We start from the raw sequence: 21880 nt of genomic DNA on the forward strand, positions 1-21880 counted from the left end.
GCGAGCACCGGACGAGAGCCGAAACGTGACCTATGCCCGGGGGTGCGCCTGCTGGTAGGCCCGTCGCAGCCGGTCCGTGCTGACGTGGGTGTAGAGCTGCGTCGTGGCCAAGGAGGCATGGCCGAGCATCTCCTGGACCGAGCGCAGGTCCGCCCCGCCCTCGAGCAGGTGGGTGGCCGCGCTGTGGCGAAGCCCGTGGGGTCCGATGTCGGGGGCTCCGGGCACGTCGGCGATCCGCCGGTGCACGAGCGTGCGCACGGCGCGCTGGTCGATGCGAGCGCCCCGGGTGCCGACGAAGAGGGCCCCCCGGGCGTCGCTGCCGGCGAGCGCCGGACGACCGCGGACGAGCCAGGCGTCGAGGGCGTCAGCGGCGGGGGCGCCGTACGGCACCGTGCGCTCCTTGCGGCCCTTGCCCAGCACGCGCACGAGGTGCCGGTCGCGATCCAGGTCGTCCACGTCGAGGCCGACGAGCTCGCCGACGCGGATGCCGGTGGCATACAGCACCTCCAGCATCGCGACGTCACGCAGGCCGACAGGGCTGCCGTCATCGGCAAGCGCCGTGGCCGAGCGGATGAGGTCCTCGGCCTCGTCGGTCCGCAGCACGGGCGGCAACGTCCGGTGGGCCCGCGGGGCACGGAGGGCGGACCCCACGTCGACGGCGATGCGCCCGGTCCGTGCCAACCACGCTGTGAAGACGCGGGCGGCCGTGGCGCGACGCGCGATCGTCGTGCGCGCATGGCCCGTCGTCTGTTGCTTGGCCAGCCAGCTGCGCAGCGTGCGAAGGTCAAGCTCGCCGACCGAGTCGAGCCCGAGCCGGCGCGCGTGGTCGAGGAGGCTGGCGATGTCGCCGACATAGGCCCGCACGGAGTGCTCGGTGAGGTCGCGCTCCGACCGCAGGTGGCGCTCGTAGTCGCCGAGCAGGCGGGCCAGCGGCTCGGGAAGACCCTCGCCCTCATCAGCCCCAGCAGTCACAGCAGCACTCTAGTCGCGTGCCCCTCGGCTAACTGGTCATCGCGGCCTCGGTGAGCCTCCAGCCGAGCTCGTAGGCCACCAGCCCTCGACGCTCGAGCTGGTCGAGACCCCCTCGCGCCTCGACGATGCCCACTCCGGCCGTCCGGGCGACGGACTCGGTCGAGGCCGGCTGCCCGAGGGGCACGGCATCGAGGATCTGCTGCAGACGCAAGGTCAGCCGGTCGCGGGGCCGCTCCGGCGCGCGCTTCACCGGCATCAGATGCTCCCCGATCCGGCCGACGATCTCGAGCACGTCGTCCCCGGAGGTGACCAGGGTGGCGGCGCCGGCGCGGATGAGCTCGTGGATGCCGGCCGAGAAGGCACTGGTCACAGGTCCTGGGACGCCCATCAGCGGCCGCTGCAGCCGGCCGGTCCAGTTGGCGGTGTTCAGCGCCCCGCTCCTGACCTGCGCCTCGACGACCACGGTCCCGCGACCCAGCGCCGCGATCAGGCGGTTGCGGGCGAGGAAGCGGATCCTCGAGGGGGCGGCCCCGGGGGCCAGCTCCGAGACGACGAGTCCCGCCTCCGCGATGGCGTCGACCAGTGCGACGTGGCCGACCGGGTAGGTGCGGTCGAGCCCGTGCGCCATCACCGCCACGGTGGTGGCACCGACGCCCATCGCGCCGCGGTGGGCGGCCTGGTCGACGCCGTAGGCGCCTCCCGAGATCACGGCCCATCCTGCGGCACCGACGCTGCCGGCGATGCGTGCGGTCGTGTCGGTGCCATACGTCGTCGCCGCGCGACTGCCCACGATGGCGAGGGCATGGTCGAGGTCGCCCAGGCGACGCGTGCCCCGGACCCACAGGCCGAAGGGAGGTCCACCGCGTCGGACCAGGGGCGGCGCGTTGACGAGGTCGTCGAGCTGCGGCGGCCACTCGGGGTCGCCGGGGATCACGAACCGGAGGCCGATGAGGGCGCCCCGCTCGAGCTCGCGCTCGGGCTGCACCGAGGGCAGGCGGATGCCGGCGTCGGTGGTGATCTCCGCCGCAGCTCGATCGGACCGCAGCCGGTCCACGAGCTCACGGGCACCGAGCTCGGCACAGAGCTTGACCACCCTGTCGTCGCCGGGCTCGAAGATCAGGCTCAGCGTCAGGCGTGCAAGACGCTCGTCGTAGCGCTCGTCGCTCATCGGGGCCGTCATCCCGCCCGCACCCCCGAGACGACGTCATCGCGCAGCGGGTCGCCGCACCGAAGCGCCAACGCGCTCATGAGCTCGGCGCGGCCTGGCCGCTCGACGCCTGTCAGATCTGCGACCGTCCAGGCCAGCCGATGGACGCGAACGGCGCCGCGCCGCGTCAGACTGCCGTTGACCAAGGCGCTGGTCAGTGTCTCCTCGGCCTGCGCTGTCAGCGGCCAGCGCTCGCGGAGGGCCGCACTCGGAGCCTGCCCGTTGAGCCGCCAGCCCTCTCCTCGGAACCGCTCCAGCTGGCGCGCCCGCGCATCGGCGACCCGCGACCTGATGGTCTCGCTGGAGTCCCGGCGCTCGAGCGGGCCGCCGTCACCTGACACCGGCGGCTGCAGAGGACGGGTGATGTCGATCCTGTCCACGATGGGGCCCCGCACGCGCCGGTTGTACTCCCGGACCTCGCTCGGCCGGCAGGTGCACAGGTGACCCGTCGTGGTGACGTTGTTGCCGCACGGACACGGGTTCGACGCGAGCACGACGAGGGTCCGGGCGGGCAGCGTGACCGACTCCTCTCCGCGCGCGATCGTGATGTCGCCGTTCTCCAGCGGCTCACGCAGGGCGTCGATGACGTCGGTGCGGAACAGAGGGAACTCGTCCAGGAAGAGCACTCCGCCGTGGGCCTGGCTGATGAGACCGGGCTGCACCCGGCCGGTGCCACCCCCGACCAGGCTCGCCTTGGTGGCGTCGTGGTGAGGTGCGGAGTACGGCGGCCGCCTCGCCAGGCCGGCCGTCGGGTCGAGACTGCCCGCGAGCGAGCGGATCGCCGTCAGCTCGACCGACTCCTCGGGGTCGAGGTCCGGCAGCACCCCCGGGATCCTCTCGGCGAGCGAGGTCTTGCCGCAGCCCTTCGGTCCGGTGAGCAGCAGGTGGTGACCGCCGGCGGCCGCGACCTCCACGGCGAACTTCGCCTCGCGGAGGCCGACGAGGTCGGCCATGTCGAGCTCGTCGAGCCGTGCCTGTCCGCGCCACCCGAGGTAGGAGCGCGAGGTCGGCTCCGGCACCGGCGGGGCGGCGGGGACCTCCTCGTCACGGAGCTCGGCGACGACCTGCGCGAGCGAGCGGAGTCCGAGCACAGCGACGCCCGGCACCATCGCCGCCTCGCGCGCCTGTGGCTCCGGCACGATGACGCAGCGGACCCCGCGCCGTGAGGCGGCCAGCACCATGGGCAACACCCCGGGCACGGGACGCAGCCCACCGTCCAGGCTGAGCTCGCCGATCAGGGCGGTGGACTCGAGCGCCGCGCGAGGCACCACATCGGTGGCAGCGAGCACCGCGACGGCGATGGCCACGTCGAGAGTACGAAGCGACGCATTTAACTGCTACGGTTTCATCCGTGAACGGACAGGCCTTGATCTACTGCCGCATCAGCGCCGACCCTGAGGGGCGGGCGATTGGTGTCGAGCGCCAAGAGGACGACTGTCGAGCGCTCGCCGCCCGTCTCGACTTTGACGTCGCCGCGGTCTACATCGAGAACGACGTCAGCGCGTCAACCAACTCGTCGAAGGCGCGCCCGAAGTACGCCGCCATGGTTGAGCGGGTGCGGGCGGGTGGCATCACGGCCGTGCTCGCCTACTCCAACTCCCGGCTCACGAGACGACCGCTTGAACTGGAGGACGTGCTCGAGCTGCACAGGGCGACGGGTGTCCGAGTGGCGACCGTCGTGAGCGGTGAGGACAACCTGGCGACCGCTGATGGCCGCATGGTCGCCCGATTCAAGGCGGTCGCCGACGCCGCCGAGGCAGAACGTACCGCCGAACGCGTCAAGCGAGCCAAGCGCCAGTCCGCCGAGAAGGGCACCTATCGCGGTGGGCCACGGCCGTTCGGGTATGAGGCGGACGGCGTGGCAATCAGGGAGGCTGAGGCTGAGGCGGTCCGCAAAGCATCGCGCCAGGTGCTTGACGGCATGTCTCTGGGTCGCATCGCTGACGAATGGCGCGCCGCTGGCCTCGTCACGACACGTGGCCAGAATCCCATCCGGCCCGCCGACGTCGGGCGCATACTCAAGCGCGCCCGGAATGCCGGCCTGCTCGATCATCAGGGCACTCTCTCGCCGGCCGTCTGGCCGGCACTAGTGAGCCGGGACGAATGGGAGGCTGTCTGCGCCGTTCTTAACGACCCGAAGCGCCGCACCAACTTCACGTCTAGCCGTCCGCGCTGGCTACTGACAGGCATCGCCGTCTGCGGCGTCTGTGGACAGACCATGCGGCATAACCAGACGAACGCCGGGCCGTTTTACCGCTGCAAGGGTCGTGCATGCACGATGCGCCGCCAGGATCTCGCCGACGAGTTGGTGACTGGCGTCGTCGTCGAGCGTCTGACACGCGCTGATCTGAGTGATCTCCTCTGGGTCGTCGACCCTGACTCGATTGAGGAAGCAGCCGAGCTCCGTCGGACGGTCACGGCACTTGAGGCGCGCCTCGACGCGCTGGCCACTGACACCGCACTGTCAGAGCGAATGCTCGCCAAGCGGTCCGCGGCCCTCGAGGCGGAGTTGACGACGGCAGCTAGGAGGCTTGACCTGCTCAACGTCGCCGTTGCCACGGCGGGGCCGACGACCGCGGTCCTGACCGCGCAAGATCCGGCGGCCACATACTTATCGGCGGATCTCGACGCTCAGCGGGCTATTGTGAGCGCGTTGATGACCGTCACGTTCCTGCCGGGCAAGAAGGGACGCCCGAGGGGCTGGAAGCCGGGCGAACCATACTTCGACCCCGAGTCGATTCGGATCGAGTGGAGGCAGGCATGACGACGGTCTTCCAATTCGTAGTTACCTGCTGCGAGCACCCCGGCAACGCGTTCGAGGACGTCCCGGGAGCGGTATGGGTCGCCAACTGGTCGCCGGAGTCGGCCGAGCGGTCCAGCGCACTCTGGATCTCGCAGACGGTTCCAATTGAAGCCGGCGAGGCGGTGCGCTACATCGAGGACTGGGAAGACGGCAGGCCGGTCTACAAGCGGTTGCAGGCTCAGAATGGGCAGCCTTATCGGGAGCGGATCCGTGAAGCGTGCGCCGCATGTGGGAGCACCCTGACTATGCGTGACGACACATGGAACGAACTCAGTCGTCGCCTTGAGGACGTCCATGAGATGTGGCGCTTGTCTGACTTCGACGCCTCACTCCCAGGGGAAGGCATCGTTACCCTCGAGGCGACTATGTCGATCTCGATGCTCTCTCGTCTGGTCCAGGAGATGCGGGGCCGACACCCGCATGGCTAGAGGGACTCGCCAGGGTTCGCTGGATTTGGTCATCTTTTGCGACGCGAAAGCGCATCCAGCGCGCGTGTTCGTGGCTGGCTTCGAATATGTTCTGGCAAACGACACGGCCGAGTTGCGACCGTTCGGAGTCCACTGGGGCGTTCAGGGAGGCAGCACTGAGGCTGTAGTTTCGCAGGCGACTCAGATCATCGGCGCGGACGGTGCGCCCACCGACAAGAACCAGGGGCGCATGCGTCTGAAGCTGATCTGCCGCAAATGTCGGCGCCCAGAGGTAACGGTCCGCCTCGAGACGCTGGCGCCCCTGCTTGACCGGATGCGGGCGTGCGGAGTGTCGGAATTTCGTCTATTCGACCTGGCTGCTATGTTGTGAAGCAGTCGGACGGCAGAGCGAGAGCCGACCCCGAGCCGGGATTGGGTTAATCCCGGCAAGTCAGCGCCTCAGCGGGCGGGAGTTCTTCCCATGCCCGGAGGCGTTTTTCATGTCCACCTGGACTCACGAGCGAGCACGCATCGCCTCGCTCACTCGATCTCGCACCCCTGACGACCCCGAGCTCCTCGATGCCCGGCGCAACCTACGCGCAGCCCGGCTTGAGGAGTACATCAAGCGTGTTGTCGACGAGGCGCCCGAGTTGACCGCCGAGCAGCGTGATCGCCTAGCTTCGCTTCTGCGGCCGGCGACCATGCCGACCGCGTCGTCGACCGAAGCCGCTGACGGAGACGCCGCATGATCGGCGAGCGCACCGTCAGCGCGGCGGAGTTGGAGGCGGACGTTCACAGCCTCAATGGAAGGTCCGTCGCTGTCAGGACGTTCGTCCACGACGACTACAAGCGATGCGCGGTCGCTGTGATCATCAATGACGGCCGCCTTGTTCTCGAACTCGAGCCCGAGGATGCATCCCGCCTCGCGACGATGCTCCTGACGGAGGCACACAGGGCGGCAGATTACACCGGCTGGTCCACCTTCCTTGGTCGTGGGCTGCCTGGCCTACGGGCCCGGCCCATCTGTCCGACCTGCCGAGCTGGGGCAACGAGTGACGATCTGACCTACGACGACCACCTCGGCAGGCGCCATCAGGGCTGCTCGTGCCCGAATGGGCACGTCTGGGAGCAGGTCTGGCCCGTCCCCGCACAGGAGGCCTAGGTGGCGCGCTCTCACGGCCGCATCATGGCCGCGATCTGGAACGACGGAGATTTCATCGCGATGCGGGCCACCGCGCAGCGACTCTTCATGTTCCTGCTATCCCAACCCGACCTGTCGCACGCCGGCCTGGTGCCGATGCGGGTCAACCGCTGGGCAAAGAAGGCCGAGGGCATCAACCCGGCAAACATCCGTGATGACCTGACCTACCTCGACGCGCGCGGCTTCATTGTCGCCGACGAAGACACCGAGGAAGTCCTGATCCGCACGTTCGTCCGCAACGATGGCGTCTACAAGCAGCCGAAGGTCATGCTGCGTATGCGTGAGGACGCTCAGCAGATCGAGTCGCCCCGATTGCGCGGTGCGTTTCGGGCCGAGCTCGACCGCCTGCCCCTCGACGAACTGAACAGCCGACCGGGTGGCCCGAACGGCGACCAGCCGTCAACCCGAGAGTCTGTCGAGGGGGTAGTCGATGCCCTTCGGAGAGACTTCGCCGACGCCGTCGAATGCCCATCCGAAGGGGTAGCCGATACCCACTCCGATACCCCCCATGTGCGCGCGGGCGCGCTCCACCTTCCCCCTACCCCCATCCCCCTACCCCCATCCACCGACCACCAGACAAGCGTTTTGTCCGACGAGTCGGACGAAACAAAGCCCTCTCGGTTCGAAGAGTTCTGGGACGCCTATGGCAAGAAGGTCGGGAGGAAGGACGCTGAGACCAAGTACCGGCGAGCGCTTCGGAAGCCGGGAGTGACTGAGGATCTACTGATCTCTGCGGCCGCGGCATACGTCACCTGGGAGCGCCAGAACAACCAGGGTGGCCGATTCATCTTCGATCCGAGCCGCTGGCTCAATGGCGAGCACTGGCGCGACGAGCGTCCGAACACAGGCTCGTCGCGTGCCTACACGGCTGACCCGATCGCAGACCCACCGCCCGGTCTCTCGCCTGAGGAGTACGACCGATGGTTCCGCGAGCAGGTGGCGGCACAAAGGGCGGCGAGCTGATGAGCGCTGACGTCATCCCGCTTCCAGTCGCGGCTAACGAGGCTGAGATCTCGCTCCTCGGCGCCGCGATGCTCGGATGCCCGGATCTCGACGACCTGCTTGAGCTCGTCGACCCGGACGACTTCTATCACCCCCAGCGCGGAGAGGTCTGGTCCATCATCGGTCGGCTTCACCGCTCCGGCATCGCGCCGGATCTTGTCGCCGTCACGAAGGCTGTTCTCGACGCGAAAATTCGCGGCGTGGACGGCGCCGACCTGGCTCACTGGCTTCGAGCCTCGCCGATGGTGACGTCGGCGCCGTACTACGCCGAACTGGTGATCGACGCGTCCGGGCGCCGCAACCTCCAGCGCGCGGCCGTCCGAGTCCAGGACATCGCCGGCGACCCAGGTATGAATCTCGCCGAAGCACGTGAGGCAGCTCGCCAGTCGGTCGACGACGCTACCGTTGGCAAGCAGGTCTCCAAGGCGCGCATGCTGGCCGACCTCCTCCCCGATGTGCTCGACGTGGCGGAGAACGGGACAGAGGAGGCGATCTCCACGCCGTGGCCAGACATTGACCGTTACATCGGCGGCATCGGCCCCGGTCGCCTCATCGTCATCGGCGCACGGCCCGGCGTCGGCAAGTCGCTGGCCGGGACGAACCTCGCCCTGCACGTGGCTCACCACCACAAGCACGCGGTCGTCCTTGCCTCGCTCGAGATGCCCGAGCGTGAGGTCGGACAGCGCCTCCTCGCCGCCCACGCAACAGTCGGCCTCCGCGGAATCCAGACCGGCCAAACGCCCCCATCTGAGTGGGACAAGATCAACCAGAAGTACGCCGAGATCAACGAGATGCCCATCGCCGTCGACGACACCCCAGGGTTGACCGTCGCGGGGATCCGGTCGCTCGCGCGCGACATGCAGCGGCGCCGCGACGACCTCGCCCTGATCGTCGTCGACTACCTGCAGCTCGTGCGTCCGGCAGAACGCCGCGCCAACCGAGCCGAGGAGGTCGCGGAGATCAGCCGGGGCCTCAAACTGCTCGCTCGTGAGACTGGGGCATGCGTCGTCGCAATGGCTCAGCTCAACCGCGAGGGAGCAAAGCGTGAGAAGCCGGCCCTGACTGACCTCCGAGAGTCGGGAGCGATCGAGGCTGACGCAGACCAGGTGCTCCTCATGCACCGACCCGACGACGACACCCCTGAGGTCGAGGTGCTTGTCGAGAAGAACCGACATGGGCCACGCGGACCGGCCCGGCTGCAGGTGGCCGGCGGCTACGCACAACTGCGATCCATCGAGTGGAGCCCGACGAGGGGGATGGCATGACCGACTCAGATCCGCTGCCTTGCCAGAACTGTGGCACCCCGGATGCCGACTGCCTGTCGGTGGCCCGCCAAACGGGCACGTGCTGCTGCCGCTCGTGCCGCGAGTGGCAGATGCACTCACCCGCGCAGATCGCGCCGTCGTTCGTCCTGGCCCGCCTCACACCATCCGATCAGCCCCATGCCCGACCGAGTGACGAGGGGGAAGCGTGAGCGAGCGACGAGTCAGCGTCACGCTGAAGCTTGATACGACGGCGTTCACGAACGCCATGCGCAAGGTGGCGGCAGCGCTCCAGCGCCTCAGCCTCGCCTTCCAGACTGCCGAGCAGCGTCACCGACTGCGCCACCACCGCCGAGAGGTGCCGCAGATCTCCGCCATGCACGCCGCCTACGACCGACGCCGACGAGCACGCAGGAGGAAGCGATGAACTGCCAGCACTGTGGAGCGACGACGACCAACGGACTCGCGCTGTGCGACCTGTGCCAGCGCGGCGTGGCGATCAACCTCGACCTCCTGCCGGTCTACTTCCGCAACCTCTCGCGATGGAAGCCGGGACGCGCCGGGAGTCGGCCCGTGCCGGGATCTCGCCTGCCTGCCGGGGCTCTGGGCTCAGGTGCCGGCGAGGACAAGGTGATCCGGGCGCTCGACGAGGCGAACAACGCCGTGACGACGTGGGCTCGGGCGCTGCTCGACGACCGCGACGGCTTCCCGAGGCCACTCACGTTCGCCGATGCGGTGCTCGTCGGGGACCTGCCCGACGGGATGGACCTGAGTCAGCCTCTCGTGCTCACATGGCTGTGCGTGGCGCTCGCGGACCACCTGACCTCGATAGCCACGACCGAGTGGGCAGGCGAGTTCGTGCGCGGCATCGCTGAGCACGAGGAGCGGCTGCTCGCGCTGACCGGGCGCGTGGCTCCGGGTTGGTACGCGGGTGCCTGCCGACGCTGCGAGGAGCCAACCCATGTCGTGCCGGGACTGAGGTGGGTGACGTGCGAGGGATGCGGGGCGACCACGTATGCGCGCGACCACCTCGACAAGGTGCTCGACGAGGCACGCGGATGGGTGGCGCCATCGAAGCGGATGGCCGAGGCGATCGTGGCCCTGGTCGACACCGAGCAGAGTGTCCCTAGGCTCGACGCTCGCATTCGGCAATGGGGCCAACGGGGCAAGCTCGTCGTGCACCGGGCAGTCGACGAGGATGGCGACGAGGTCGGGCCGCGGCGCTACTGGTTCGGCGAGGTGCTGGACCGACTGACGGCCGAGGGTTCGACGCGACCCGCCGACGATGAGGAAGTGGCGGATGCGTCCTGAGTTGCGATAGCCTGTCACAAGATCTGGTGGCGGAAGCGTCCCCAGATACATCCAGCCGAAGCCCTCGCACTCGCGGGGGCTTTGTGCATTGGACCCTGCCGACGTCGGGCATTCGCACGAGTGACGTCGGGACCACCCGCCGCCGACGACCGTCCCCGGGATCAGCGGCCGTCGTCGGACGGGATGGAACATGAGCAACGACCTACCTGAGACCTGCGCGTGCGGCGAGGAGACTCGGACACTCAAGGGCAGCATCGTGTTCTGCCCGCACTGTGACCGCGCGTGCAGTGTCGGGCAGAGCAAGTGCGAGCGGTGCAAGGCGTTCGCGCTCAAGCGGTCATGAAGGTCTGCATCGAACACGGCTGCTACGAGCTGACCAACACCACACGCTGCGAGGACCACACTCGCGTGCGCGACAGGGCACGAGGCACACGCCAGCAACGTGGGTACGATGCGGACTACGATCGTCAACGCAAGCGCATCGCACAGGCCATGAGCAACGGCCAGGTCTTCACGTGCTGGCGCTGTGGCGACGTCGTCTTCCCGCACCAACTCTCGCTCGGCCACTGCGACGACGACCGCAGCGTGATCCATGGAGCCGAGCACCTCGAGCAGTGCAACCTCGCGAACACACGCGGAGGCTGCCCACACCCGAGCCATCGCAACTGAATCAGAACCAATGAGATAGGCCCCGCGCGATTGCAGTCGCCGGGGCCTTGGTCATTCCCGCGGAAGGGGAACGACGTGGCTCAGCGTACCTGCTCCGTCGATGGTTGCGACAAGGCTCACCGGGCACGCGGTCTCTGCTCCAAGCACTGGAAGCAGACGCATGGCGCCCCGACGAGATACCCGCGGACGTGCAGCGTCTGTAACGCCGACTTCCTGAGCTCTAGGCCCAGTGGTCGGTTCTGCTCGGACTACTGCAAGGGGCTCGCGTACCGCACCGAGAACCGCAAGCACTCCCGCGAACTCGTTGGGCCAATCCAACGCGATCAGTGCGAACTCCCCCATGGTCACCCGGCTCGCCAGCGGATCATGGCGCCTCGCACGTGGTACGCGGGAACCTGCCCGTGGTGCCTGACCAACTTCGTGGACAACCAGCCAGCGGCCACCTTCTGCTCCAGGCGATGCGCGGACAACTCGGCCCGCGCACGTCGAGGCCGCTTCATTGTCCCCATGCGCATCAGGGTTGACATCTACGAGCGCGACGAGTGGACATGCCAACTCTGCTTCGAGCCAGTCGATCGAGACCTCATGACGCTAGACCCGAGTAACGTATGGGCTCCGACGCTCGACCATATCGTGTGCCAGTCGTGGACCTCTGAGCCCGACCATTCGCCCGAGAACCTCCGGCTCGCGCACCGCTGGTGCAACAGCGTGAGGTCCGACGAGTCGACCTACACTGCATCCCACTTAAGTCTAGCGACCTAGTGGGGGTAGTCCCCCTCGCCGCCATCCGACAGGACCGCGGGGAAGGGTTCCGGAAGGTCGCGCGGGTTCAAACATTTCGCACCCCCCGCTTCGCGAGGTAGCGCGCAAGGCGCTATCTCGGTCCGACTCGGCGCAAGGCCGATGAAGGAGATGAGCATGGCCAGTGGTGGCGCTCGGAACAAGTCCGGCCCCATGAAGGACCCGAACTCTCTGCGATCAACGCTCGCCGGCTACTCACTGGCGTCGCTTCCTGCAGAGGGGTTCGACGGGCCAGTGCCCGAGTTCCCGCTTCCCCGGCGTGACGTGTTCCGCAAGGAGTGGGACGAGTCCGGCAAGCAGGTCCAGGTCTTCGATTCCTCTGAGACGAACCGCGTCGAGGAGCGAGAGGCCGATCTTTGGGCATGGCTGTGGTCAACTCCGCAGGCGTGTGCTTGGTCGATGCCGTCGCAGCGTTGGCGCCTTCACACGGTCGCGCTCTACTGCCGGACCTTCGTCATATGCGAGTCCGGTGACGCTACGGCGGCCGACAAGGGCAGCCTTCATCGCTTCGCGGACCAGATCGGGATGACTGACGCCGGCCTCGCGGCGATGGGCTGGAAGGTCGCCGTCGACGTCGTCGCGGAAAAGCGCGAGGAGAAGGCCGCCGCGCCGGAGCCTCAGACGTCGTCGCGCGACCGCATGAAGGTCGTCAATGGCGACGGCGGTCGTTGACGGCAGGTCGACCAGCGGCGAGGACACGTGGATCGTTGACTTCCCGGTCCTATGGGTGGCGATTGACTGGGAGGAGCGGCACTGCGTCGTCTCTGACCCGCTCGTCGGCGTCAAGCGCGACGCGGACGGCAACCCGCTGCCCTTCATTGAGTACCCGCAGCAGCTCTGGGTGTCAGCGAACTGGTACCGGATCCGCCCCGAGGCGAAGGTCGGCAATCTCGCAACCGCGTTCCACTACCGCCGCGTGCTCTACGTGGGTCCGCAGAAGTGCGGCAAGGGCCCGTGGATGGCGAAGAAGATCAAGGGCCAGGCTGCCGGCCCGGTCGTCTTCGCTGGCTGGGCTGAGGGCGGCGAGGTCTACCGATGCTCGGACTTCGACTGCTACTGCGGCTGGGAATACACCTACTCGGCCGGCGAGCCGATGGGGCAGCGGTGGGCCAAGCCGCTGATCCAGATGCTCGCGACCAACGAGGACCAGGTCGACAACGTCTATGAGCCGCTGAAGGCCATGCTGAAGTACGGCCCCGACGCGCACCTGTACAACGTCGGCGAGGAGTTCACTCGCCTGCCGGGTGACGGCATGATCCAGACCGTCACGTCGTCGGCGCTGGGTCGACTGGGTAACCCGATCATCTTCGCGGGCCAGGATGAGACCGGGACGTTCACCGACACGAACAAGCTCCGCAAGGTCGCCGAGACGCAGCGTCGTGGCGCGGCCGGCATGGGCGGGCGGTCGATCGAGACCACGAACCCGTGGGACCCGGCTGACGACTCGGTCGCGCAGCGCACCTGGGAGACCAAGCGGCCGGACGTGTTCCGGTTCTGGCTCAATCCCGAGCTTGAGCCGTCACTGAAGCGGCCGGACGGGAAGCAGTTCTCGTTCTGGAACGCCCGGGAGCGTCGCAAGATCCTCGCGTTCGTCTACCAGGGCATCACGCACGCCAACCTCGACGCGATCGAGGCCGAGGCGCTGGAGATCGGCGAGAAGGACCCCGGCCAGGCTGAGCGGTTCTACGGCAACATGACGAAGGCCGGTGCGGGCGCATGGCTCGCAGACCTCAACGTCTGGCTGAAGCGCTACAAGCACCTCGAGGTCGCGCCGAAGACACCGCTCACGCTCGGTTTCGACGGCTCGGACAAGGACGACTGGACCGGCTTCCGGTGCGAGACACGCGAGGGGCACCAGTTCACTCCGAAGTTCCCTGACGGGTCGCCGATGATCTGGGATCCGGCCGAGTTCGGGGGCCAGGTGCCACGGCTCGAGGTCTCGAAGGGTCTCGCGTTCATCGTGAAGACGTTCGTGCTCGTGCGCGGCTACTTCGATCCGCCGTACTGGACGACCGAGATCGACGGCTGGGCCGAGGAATACGGCGAGAAGGTCATCATCCGTTGGTACACGCAACGGCCACGTCCGATGCACGCTGCCGCCGAGCGCCTGCTGACTGATGTCGGGAAGGCTGACTCAGGCTTCACGAGCGACGGATGCGAGATCACCGAGGCGCACATCGGCGCCACTCGCCGGCTCCCGAAGCCGAATGGTCTCTACGTCCTGACCAAGCCGGGCGATGGCCGCAAGATCGACATGACGATCCCGTCCATCTTGGCGCATGAGGCCGCGGGCGACGTGACCGCCGCGAACCTTTGGCCGGTCGACAAGCCGAACTTCGTCTACTTCGTTTGACCCAAAGGGGGGTGGTGGCCGGTGCTCACCGCAGAGCAGGCACTCAGCATCACCGCCCGACTCTACGAGCGGCTCGTGGACCGCCGGAAGCTCGTCGAGAAGCGCTTCAAGTACCTCGACGGCGAGCATCCGCTGGTCTATGCGTCGGACTCGTGGAAGAAGTTCCACGGGGAGCGCTACAAGGGCTTCCGGGACAACTGGTGTGACGTGGTCGCCCAGGCTCCCGTGGACCGGCTGCGTGTCGAGGGGATCCGGCTCGGCGAGGCGGGCGACATCACGACCTCCGACGAGAAGGAGATCTGGGGCGACTGGTCACGCAACGAGATGACCGCCCAGTCGCTGCAGGGCTTCCTTACGAGCGTCGCCGCCTCTCGTTCAGCGGTGATCGTCTGGGACGACGGACGGAATGAGGGCATTCCGCTTGACACGTGGGAGCGGCCTGACCAGGTCGCAATCGACTACGACCCGACCGGCCGCTTCCGTCGGCATGCCATCAAGGCGTGGACCGAGGACAACACCGAGTACGCGACCCTCTACACGCCTGAGGCGCTGTTCAAGTGGGAGCGCCCGACAGCGATCGGCGAGGACACCCGCAAACGCCTGATGGACCAAGGGTTCCAGATTCCCGGCACGTTGGGCTGGGGCGGCGGCTGGAAGCCGCGCGAGATCGCCGATGAGCCGTGGCCGTTGCCGAACCCGCTCGGCGTCGTGCCGGTCGTGGAGATCATGAACCGCCCACGGATCGGCATGAACCCGATCAGCGAGATCGACGGCGTCATCGCCATGCAGGATGCGATCAACGCCATGTGGTCGTACCTGTTCGCGAACGCCGACCAGGCCTCCATGGAGGCCCGGATCGTGCTGGGTGCCGAGCCGCCCAGTGTGCCGATCCTCGACGAGAACGGCCAGGTGATCGGCTCGAAGCCTGCCAACATGGAGGACCTCGCTAACGGGCGGCTGCTGTTCCTGCCGAACGCGACCGGCGTCGACCAGTACAGCTCAGCGAAGGCCGAGTACTTCATCTCGACCATCAAGCAGGCTCTCGCGCATATCTCCGCGCAGACTCGCACGCCGGGCCACTACCTGAACACGAACGACTCGATGGCGAACCTCAACGGCGACGCGCTGACGGCCGCTGAGGTCCCGCTCGCGACGAAGTGCGGGACGTTTCAGATCCACGCCGGCCCTTCGATCAAGGAGATCGCCGCACTCAACGCGCTCGTGCGTGGCCGTCAAGGCATTGCGGACGCGATCCGCGCCACCGACTCCATTCGCTTCGTGCAGTGGCGGGACGCGGCGATGCACTCGCTCGCCCAGGTCGCCGACGCTGCCACGAAGGACAAGTCGATCGGCATGTCGCTCCGCACGATCCTCGAGAAGCGCTACGGGATGACGGAGCCGGAGATCGACCGGGAGATGGAGCGGATCGCCGCTGAGCGTCCACCTGACCCGGTCGGAGAGGCGCTGGTGGGAGAGCTGAGGAATGGCAGCAACGGCAACCCCGCCGCCGGCGGCCAGTAGGTATCAGGCTATCTCGGCGCTCGTCGCGCTGCAGGCCGCGCGTGAGGCGCTGAAGGTGTGGGGCAACCTCGCGCAGGCCGCGGCAGCGCTGGTCCGGTATCAGATGATCGCGGCCACGCTCGCCGAGAAGGCGGTCCCGCTCGTCTTGGCCGACCAGCACATCCCCTCTGCCCCGCAGGCACGGCTCAACGTCGTCGGCTTCACAACGCCGGCCGACCAGTTCGCGGCGATGGCGGCCAAGGTCGACGCCGACTGGCAGCGGCAGCGGCTCATCGAGTCCGTCATCCAGGAGACCGCGCGCGCAGCCCAGCAGGCGGCGCTCGTAGTCGAGCCGGATCACCTCGGGTGGGTGCGGCACCTGACCTTGCCGTCGTGTTCCCGGTGTGCGGTGCTGGCGGGCCGGATCTACCGGTGGTCGGACGGTTTCCAGCGGCACCCAGGCTGCGACTGCACGATGGTCCCCGTCCGCGAGGGCGACGCCCGACTCGTCGTCGACGCGCAGGAGATGGTCCAGTCCGGGCAGGTTACCGACCTGTCAAAGGCTGACCGGAAGGCCGTGCTCGACGGCGCCGACCTCAATCAGGTCGTCAACGTTCGGCGCAGCCAGGCCGGACTCACGGAGGCAGGGACGGTGCTTGCTCGCTCGGGCCGCCCCACCCCCGCAGGTATCTACCGCGCGGCATCGAGCCGCGAGGAGGCCACGGCCCTGCTCTCGCAGCACGGCTACCTCCGCTGAAGAAACGTCCCGGCGCGCGAGGCGTCGGCCGAACTCTCGCAAGGAGAGAACATGAAGCGCACCACCCTGTCTCCCGCCGACGCCTCGTGGCTCGAGGAGACATTCGCCCGAAACCGTGCCGCGTTCGGCGGATTCTTCATGGGCCCCGAGGATGACGCCGACGACCAAGACGACACGGGCGACGCCGACGACGACCAGGACGACTCCGGCGCCGATGACGGGGACGACGCCGACTGGAAGGCGAAGTTCGAGGCCCAGCAGCGGATCAACAAGTCGCTCGAGCGGAAGACCAAGAAGGACGCCGCAACCATCGCATCGCTGACCGGCAAGAAGCCGGCCGGCGGCGGCAAGGGTGACGACGACAAGGGCGACGCACCTGACCCCGACAAGATCCGCGCCGAGGCTCGCGCCGAGGCTGAGCGCGAAGCGCTTCATGGCCGTATCGAAGACAAGATCGAGGCCAAGGCACGCGCCTTCGCTGACCCGGAGGACGCCGTCGCGGTTCTCCTCCGATCGCACGACATCAACGACTTCCTCGACGAGAACAACAAGATCGACGTCGAGGCCATCACCGACGCCCTCAAGGATCTCGGTGAGAAGAAGCCCCACCTGCTCGCGCAAGGCGGCCGGTTCCAGGGCGGAGCGGACGGCGGTGCTCGCAAGGACACCAAGACCCGCGCCAAGTCTCTGGGAGACGCCATCTCCCGCCACTACACCAAGAGCTAGGAGGCTCTCATGGCCATCACCCTCGCGGACGCTCAGCAGAACGTCCAGGACGACGTTGACTTCAACGTCATCGACCAGTACCGCCGCAAGTCGTGGCTGCTGGACCAGCTCACGTTCGACGACTGCGTGAGCCCCGGCACGGGCGGCGCGACGCTGACCTACAGCTACACGCGGCTGGTCAACGCGCGACAGGTCGCGTTCCGTGCCATCAACAGCGAGTACACGCCCAACAAGGCGACCCGCACCAAGGCGAGCGTCGACCTCGTTCCGCTCGGTGGCTCGTTCCAGGTTGACCGCGTCATCGCCGACCTCGGCTCGGCGCAGACCAACGAGGTCAACTTCCAGATGAACCAGCTCATCGACGGGTCGATCAACGGCTTCGTCAACCAGCTGGTCAACGGTGACACCGCGGTCAACGCCAACGGCTTCGACGGCCTCGACGCGATGCTCGTCGGCACCAGCACCGAGATGATCCCGAACTCGGGCACGACTGGCTACGTCAACTGGACCAACACCACGGTCAGCGACCAGAACAAGGCCAACGACGCCATCGACCTGCTGGACGAGTTCCTCGCCCTCATCGTCGGCGGCGCGGACGCGATCATCGGCAACACGAAGTCGATCACCCGTGTCCGGTCGATCGCCCGTCGCGCGGGCTACTACACGCGCTCCGAGGACGCGTTCGGCAACCCCGTCGAGATGGTCGGCACCTCCGTGCTGGTCGACGCCGGGACCACGGTCGCCGAGGCCAGCACGACCGAGACCTACGTGGTTCCGGTCGAGACCCGCGACCCTGACGGCGCGGGCGCTGGCGGCAACATCACCGGCCTCACCGACCTCTACGCGGTGAAGTTCGGCCTCGACGCCTTCCACGGCGTTTCCAAGGTCGGCCCGCTGATGAAGACCTGGCTGCCGGACTTCTCGCTGGCCGGCGCGGTCAAGACGGGCGAGATCGAGTCGGTCGTCGCCCCGGTCCTCAAGCGCACCACCGCCGCCGCGGTGCTGCGCAACGTCAAGGTTCAGTGAGAGAGGCACAGATGGCGAAGATCACCGCTCCGGTGGCGGAGTTCACCGGCAAGCGCGGCAGCGTGGCGTTCGTGGACGGAATCGGCGAGACCGACGACGTCAACATGCTCGCCTACTTCAAGCGCCACGGCTACACGGTCGAGGACGAGGCCCCGGCTCCGGCTCCGGCTCCGGCTCCGGCTCCGGCCGACCCTGCCGCTGCCAAGAAGTCCTGACCCGAAGGGAGGTCCGTCGTGGATCTGAGTCCACTCGCGACCGCGGCGGACCTCCCCGCGGCCTATGCGTCCAACGATCTTGCCCTCGCTGCCCTGCAGGTGGCGTCGTCGGCGATCCGGGACGCTGCTGGCGCGCCGATCAGCCCCGGCGAGAGCACCGTGACCGTCTCGGCGGTCCACGGTCAGCTTCTGCGGCTGCCCGGGATCGTCCGCGACGTCTCGTCTGTCGTCATGGACGGCCAGGCGGTCACTGACTACATCGTCATGGCCGAGGGCCTCTGGCGCGACTGCGGCTGGGGTCACCGGCCCGTGCCGGTCGTCGTGACCTACACGCACGGCCACTCGGTCCCCGAGGACATCGTGCACCTGTGCGCCCAACTCGCGGTCGCCTACATCGACCACCTCGAGGCTGGCGGCGGGTCGCTGGCCGGCGTCAAGTCGGTCAGCATCGACGACGCCTCAGAGACCTACACCGACGAGGCGGCCGCTCTAGTGTCACCCGTCGAGATCCAGCAGTCGACACGGCGCTGGCTGCGAGCCCGCTTCGGCGGTGGCCTGTGAGGGCCGCCCTCGCGGCGCTCCCCCGGCTCCGCAAGCAAGCCGAGGCTCGGATGCTCTCCCGCGCCACCGTCCGTCGCAAGACTGGCGCCACGACCACGGCCACCAACGGCCGCAAGGTGCCCGCGTGGGGCGACGTCCATACCGACCTTCCGACGCGCGTCGCCGGGACCGCAGCGAGGACGCCAGCGCGGCACAAGAACCTGAATGTGGGCGGCGCTGAGATCTCCGAGTCGTCCCGCGTCCTGCACTTCCCCGCTGCGACCACGGACCTCCGCGACGGCGACCTCGTCGAGATCACCGCAGGCGAGCTCGCTGGCGCTGTCTTCCAGATCATCGAGGCCGACTGGCAGGACCAAGCGACCGCGCGGCGCGTCCCTGCTGTCGCGACTGAGCGCCCCGAGGAGTGGTGATGCGAGTCCAGGTACGCAACCACGGTCTCCCGGCGCTTGAGTCCGATCTGCGCGAGATCCCGGTCCTCTTCGTCAAGGAGGGCAGCCGGGTCCTGCGTGAGATCGCCAGGGACGGCGGCCAGACCGCGCGGCGGATCGCGACGCGGACGGCCGGTCGTCACGGCAAGCATTACCCGAAGGCGATCACGTGGGACCGCTCGGTGTCCCGCTTCTCCGGCTTCGGTGGCGGGTCGATGAAGGTCGAGTATGGCCCAGACTCCTCGCTCCCTCAGGGCGGCATGTCGTTCGAGGAAGGGTCGCGGAACCAGAAGCCGCACCACGACCTCGCGAACTCGCTGGACTTGATCCGGCCGCGGTTCCAGCGTGACGCCGAAGCGATGCTCGATGGCCTCTTCTGGCCGGGGGCACGCAGGTGAGCGAGCAGGACATCTGGGACGCGCTAGCGGCGTTGCTGGAGGCCGGCGAGTTGTCGGGCTTGGTCTTCGACTACGGCACCGTCCCTGGCGAGGCCGGCGTCCCGGGCAGTCTGCCCGACTTCTACGCGATCCTCTCCGTCGAGCGCCGCCCGGTCCCGTCGAGCAAGGCGAACGGCGCCGACCGTGCCGGCTGGCGAGCGACGGTCCGCTACGTCGACAAGACGACCGCGAATGCGCGGCTCGTCGGCTATTGGGTCCGCGTCGCTTTCGAGTCGACGATCGGCCATGGCAAGCGGCTGAGCATCGGCGGCGTCGAGTCGACTCCGCTCACTCATGAGACGACTCAGCCGGTCGGGCCCGACAAGGGCCGGTTCTCCGGATCCGTCACCTACACGTTTGCAACCTAGGAGGAGCCATGTCGAACGGACACCTCAGGCGCGCGCTCGCCGACCTGCACAAGGGCCGAGACGAGGCGCCCCCGATTGAGACTCCCGCGGTTGAGCCCGCGGAGGAGGCCGAGCAGTCGGCCGAGCAGTCCGACACCCACCAGCCTTCTGATGAGGAGTTCTGAGTTATGCCACTCACCAATCCGCCCGTTGCGTCGAGCATCGGACAGCGCACTGTCGTCATCCTCGACCCTGCCGACGTCGCCGCCGGTTCCGGCATCCCGACGCTGACCGAGGCCAACGCTGGCCTGTTCGCGTCGCTGCACTTCTACGGCAGCCTGCGCCCGGTGCCCACCCAGAACACGGGCGAGGGCCCGAAGAAGATGGGTTCGAAGTTCTCGCCGACGAAGCTTGGCCGGATCACGTACCCGTCGATCGACGCGCAGGCCTCGTACCTGCCGCAGGCGCTCGCCACCACGGGCGCGGCCGGCAACGAGGTCTATGAGTCGTTCGTGCCGGGCGAGCAGCGGATCATCCTCGTGCTCGACGACAAGGACGCTGAGGCCACGACCGCGCTCGTCGCGAACGACATGGCCGACATCTTCCTGATGGACATCGGGGCGCGCCGCAAGGGCGAGACCGGTGATGGCGAGTTCGACGAGTTCGCCTTCACGACGGCGCTCGTCGTTGCCGGCGGTGAGCCGATCGCGGTGGACCACAAGTTCACCTGATCCGCACCGTCCCCCTGAACGGCCCCTGCCCGGCTTGCCGATGTCCGGGCAGGGGTCGCAAACATCGGCAGTCGGCACAGGAGACATCATGAGCAAGTCCATCGCAGACCTGATCGCCGAGCGCGCCCAGCGCGCTGAGCCGGTCCGTCCCGAGCGCGTCTACCTCGCATCCGTCGGCGAGGGTCAGAAGTACGTCGTCGAGGCCCAGCAACTCTCGGCCGAGCAGGACAACCTCGTCATCGCCGAGGCCAAGGAACTCGCGGCCGAGGCGCAGCGTCCACAGAAGGCCGGGTCGAAGGGTTCCGAGGAACTTCGGAAGATCCGGGAGCGGCTGACCGACGTTCGGGCTCGCCTTGCCGAGCTTGCTGACCTCATGCGCGAGTACGAGGGCGAACTCACCATCCGGGCCACGAAGACCGATGGCGAGTGGGAGCAGTGGCGCATCGCCCACCCTGCCCGCGACGAGGACCACCCTGGCTTCCGCGACGATGCCACGCTGACCGGCCTCGCCTGCAACCTCGACGACCTGCTCGCCGACCTCGGGACCTACGTCGTGGCATGGAACGGCGAGCCGCTGCCCGCTGGCGGGTACGACGCGCTCGAACTGCTCCGGCCCGACAAGAAGGCCATCGCACAGATCGTCGTCGGCATGTACGAGACCGGTGATGACCTCCCAAAATGGCGGAGCGCCTTGTCGGCCTACCTCGAGAGAGAGACATCCTCCGACTCGCCGAGCGAGTAGGTGTCAGCGGGAGGCGCATCCTCGGCTGGGAGCCGCAGGAACGTCACGAGCACTACGACATCGTCGACGGCGAGCCCGTGCTGACGGGCGTCACCATCGTCACCCGCGAGGCCGAGTGGGACGACCTGACCCGGACGCGGCATCTCGCGCTCGCTGAATATGACGCCGACGTGCATGACGGTTGCGGGCTGCACGACTCGATCGCGCAGACCGACCCGCACTGGCGACTCGATGACCGCACCTGCCCCGTGTGCGCGGACATGGAGGCCGCTCTCCGCGAGCGAAACCGACTGGAGAGCGAAGCCGAGAAGGACGCCCCGGTGAGCAACAAGCGGGCCAGTGACGGGCGGACTACCTCGCTGCGACTGCTCGACCCGTTCGAGATCGCCCAACTGAAGACCTGACGCGACACCCCGCGTCCT

The 21880-nt window shown here is 68.0% G+C and carries 28 protein-coding genes; 25 read left to right on the plus strand and 3 right to left on the minus strand.

Annotated elements, in window-relative coordinates; genetic code table 11:
* Positions 1-30: 30 nt before the first annotated feature.
* From ACYQ1K_RS09355 to ACYQ1K_RS09365, 3 genes are read right to left on the minus strand one after another with little or no spacing between them, the layout of a single operon-like run.
* Complete coding sequence (locus ACYQ1K_RS09355) at positions 31-972, minus strand: tyrosine recombinase XerC (RefSeq protein ID WP_459982572.1); 942 nt, start codon at positions 970-972, stop codon at positions 31-33.
* Positions 973-1000: 28 nt separating this feature from the next.
* Complete coding sequence (dprA, locus tag ACYQ1K_RS09360) at positions 1001-2152, minus strand: DNA-processing protein DprA (RefSeq protein WP_459982573.1); 1152 nt, start codon at positions 2150-2152, stop codon at positions 1001-1003.
* The gene (locus ACYQ1K_RS09365; RefSeq protein WP_459982574.1) at positions 2149-3486 is read right to left on the minus strand and encodes a YifB family Mg chelatase-like AAA ATPase; all 1338 of its coding nucleotides are present in this window, start codon (positions 3484-3486) and stop codon (positions 2149-2151) included. The genes dprA and ACYQ1K_RS09365 overlap by 4 nt, the downstream gene beginning before the upstream one ends.
* A 44-nt stretch (positions 3487-3530) precedes the next feature.
* On the opposite strand from ACYQ1K_RS09365, the gene ACYQ1K_RS09370 reads away from it, so the two are divergent.
* From ACYQ1K_RS09370 to ACYQ1K_RS09490, 25 genes are all read left to right on the plus strand, one after another.
* Positions 3531-4943: a recombinase family protein gene (locus ACYQ1K_RS09370; RefSeq protein ID WP_459982575.1), complete on the plus strand. Its 1413-nt coding sequence runs from the start codon at positions 3531-3533 to the stop codon at positions 4941-4943.
* Positions 4940-5410 (plus strand): hypothetical protein, encoded by a 471-nt coding sequence (locus ACYQ1K_RS09375; protein ID WP_459982576.1) that lies wholly within the window; start codon positions 4940-4942, stop codon positions 5408-5410. Before ACYQ1K_RS09370 ends, ACYQ1K_RS09375 begins: the two co-directional genes overlap by 4 nt.
* 64 nt (positions 5411-5474) lie before the next feature.
* Entirely contained in the window at positions 5475-5780 is a 306-nt protein-coding gene (locus tag ACYQ1K_RS09380) for a hypothetical protein (protein ID WP_459982577.1), read from the plus strand.
* 109 nt (positions 5781-5889) lie between these two features.
* Positions 5890-6138: a hypothetical protein gene (locus tag ACYQ1K_RS09385; RefSeq protein WP_459982578.1), complete on the plus strand. Its 249-nt coding sequence runs from the start codon at positions 5890-5892 to the stop codon at positions 6136-6138.
* A complete protein-coding gene (locus ACYQ1K_RS09390; RefSeq protein ID WP_459982579.1) occupies positions 6135-6551 on the plus strand; it encodes a hypothetical protein in 417 nt (138 codons plus the stop codon). Before ACYQ1K_RS09385 ends, ACYQ1K_RS09390 begins: the two co-directional genes overlap by 4 nt.
* Positions 6552-7553 (plus strand): hypothetical protein, encoded by a 1002-nt coding sequence (locus ACYQ1K_RS09395; protein ID WP_459982580.1) that lies wholly within the window; start codon positions 6552-6554, stop codon positions 7551-7553.
* On the plus strand, positions 7511-8857 hold the full coding sequence (locus ACYQ1K_RS09400; RefSeq protein ID WP_459982581.1) for a replicative DNA helicase: 1347 nt from the start codon (positions 7511-7513) through the stop codon (positions 8855-8857). Before ACYQ1K_RS09395 ends, ACYQ1K_RS09400 begins: the two co-directional genes overlap by 43 nt.
* A 205-nt stretch (positions 8858-9062) precedes the next feature.
* Positions 9063-9281, plus strand: a complete 219-nt coding sequence (locus tag ACYQ1K_RS09405; protein ID WP_459982582.1) for a hypothetical protein — start codon at positions 9063-9065, stop codon at positions 9279-9281.
* Complete coding sequence (locus tag ACYQ1K_RS09410; RefSeq protein WP_459982583.1) at positions 9278-10165, plus strand: hypothetical protein; 888 nt, start codon at positions 9278-9280, stop codon at positions 10163-10165. The genes ACYQ1K_RS09405 and ACYQ1K_RS09410 overlap by 4 nt, the downstream gene beginning before the upstream one ends.
* A gap of 492 nt (positions 10166-10657) precedes the next feature.
* Complete coding sequence (locus tag ACYQ1K_RS09415; protein ID WP_459982584.1) at positions 10658-10834, plus strand: hypothetical protein; 177 nt, start codon at positions 10658-10660, stop codon at positions 10832-10834.
* A gap of 918 nt (positions 10835-11752) precedes the next feature.
* Positions 11753-12307, plus strand: a complete 555-nt coding sequence (locus ACYQ1K_RS09420; RefSeq protein ID WP_459982585.1) for a hypothetical protein — start codon at positions 11753-11755, stop codon at positions 12305-12307.
* Positions 12288-13988, plus strand: a complete 1701-nt coding sequence (locus ACYQ1K_RS09425; protein WP_459982586.1) for a hypothetical protein — start codon at positions 12288-12290, stop codon at positions 13986-13988. Before ACYQ1K_RS09420 ends, ACYQ1K_RS09425 begins: the two co-directional genes overlap by 20 nt.
* A gap of 21 nt (positions 13989-14009) precedes the next feature.
* The gene (locus tag ACYQ1K_RS09430; RefSeq protein ID WP_459982587.1) at positions 14010-15509 is read left to right on the plus strand and encodes a phage portal protein; all 1500 of its coding nucleotides are present in this window, start codon (positions 14010-14012) and stop codon (positions 15507-15509) included.
* A complete protein-coding gene (locus tag ACYQ1K_RS09435; protein WP_459982588.1) occupies positions 15472-16245 on the plus strand; it encodes a putative phage head morphogenesis protein in 774 nt (257 codons plus the stop codon). Before ACYQ1K_RS09430 ends, ACYQ1K_RS09435 begins: the two co-directional genes overlap by 38 nt.
* 51 nt (positions 16246-16296) lie before the next feature.
* Positions 16297-16971, plus strand: coding sequence for a hypothetical protein (locus ACYQ1K_RS09440; protein WP_459982589.1), 675 nt, complete (start codon positions 16297-16299; stop codon positions 16969-16971).
* 9 nt (positions 16972-16980) lie between these two features.
* Positions 16981-17997: a major capsid protein gene (locus tag ACYQ1K_RS09445; RefSeq protein ID WP_459982590.1), complete on the plus strand. Its 1017-nt coding sequence runs from the start codon at positions 16981-16983 to the stop codon at positions 17995-17997.
* 11 nt (positions 17998-18008) lie between these two features.
* A complete protein-coding gene (locus tag ACYQ1K_RS09450; protein ID WP_459982591.1) occupies positions 18009-18212 on the plus strand; it encodes a hypothetical protein in 204 nt (67 codons plus the stop codon).
* An 18-nt stretch (positions 18213-18230) separates the two neighbouring features.
* Complete coding sequence (locus tag ACYQ1K_RS09455; RefSeq protein ID WP_459982592.1) at positions 18231-18773, plus strand: hypothetical protein; 543 nt, start codon at positions 18231-18233, stop codon at positions 18771-18773.
* Complete coding sequence (locus tag ACYQ1K_RS09460; protein WP_459982593.1) at positions 18770-19183, plus strand: DUF6093 family protein; 414 nt, start codon at positions 18770-18772, stop codon at positions 19181-19183. Before ACYQ1K_RS09455 ends, ACYQ1K_RS09460 begins: the two co-directional genes overlap by 4 nt.
* Complete coding sequence (locus ACYQ1K_RS09465; protein ID WP_459982594.1) at positions 19183-19599, plus strand: hypothetical protein; 417 nt, start codon at positions 19183-19185, stop codon at positions 19597-19599. Before ACYQ1K_RS09460 ends, ACYQ1K_RS09465 begins: the two co-directional genes overlap by 1 nt.
* Complete coding sequence (locus tag ACYQ1K_RS09470) at positions 19596-20006, plus strand: hypothetical protein (protein ID WP_459982595.1); 411 nt, start codon at positions 19596-19598, stop codon at positions 20004-20006. Before ACYQ1K_RS09465 ends, ACYQ1K_RS09470 begins: the two co-directional genes overlap by 4 nt.
* Positions 20007-20014: 8 nt before the next feature.
* Positions 20015-20170 carry a hypothetical protein gene (locus ACYQ1K_RS09475; RefSeq protein WP_459982596.1) on the plus strand — a complete coding sequence of 52 codons (156 nt, stop codon included), beginning with the start codon at positions 20015-20017 and terminating at the stop codon, positions 20168-20170.
* A gap of 3 nt (positions 20171-20173) precedes the next feature.
* A complete protein-coding gene (locus ACYQ1K_RS09480) occupies positions 20174-20716 on the plus strand; it encodes a phage tail tube protein (protein ID WP_459982597.1) in 543 nt (180 codons plus the stop codon).
* Positions 20717-20804: 88 nt separating this feature from the next.
* Positions 20805-21458: a hypothetical protein gene (locus tag ACYQ1K_RS09485; protein WP_459982598.1), complete on the plus strand. Its 654-nt coding sequence runs from the start codon at positions 20805-20807 to the stop codon at positions 21456-21458.
* Positions 21395-21862 (plus strand): hypothetical protein, encoded by a 468-nt coding sequence (locus tag ACYQ1K_RS09490; RefSeq protein WP_459982599.1) that lies wholly within the window; start codon positions 21395-21397, stop codon positions 21860-21862. Before ACYQ1K_RS09485 ends, ACYQ1K_RS09490 begins: the two co-directional genes overlap by 64 nt.
* Positions 21863-21880: the final 18 nt, after the last annotated feature.

Source organism: Nocardioides sp. AN3, assembly GCF_054653495.1.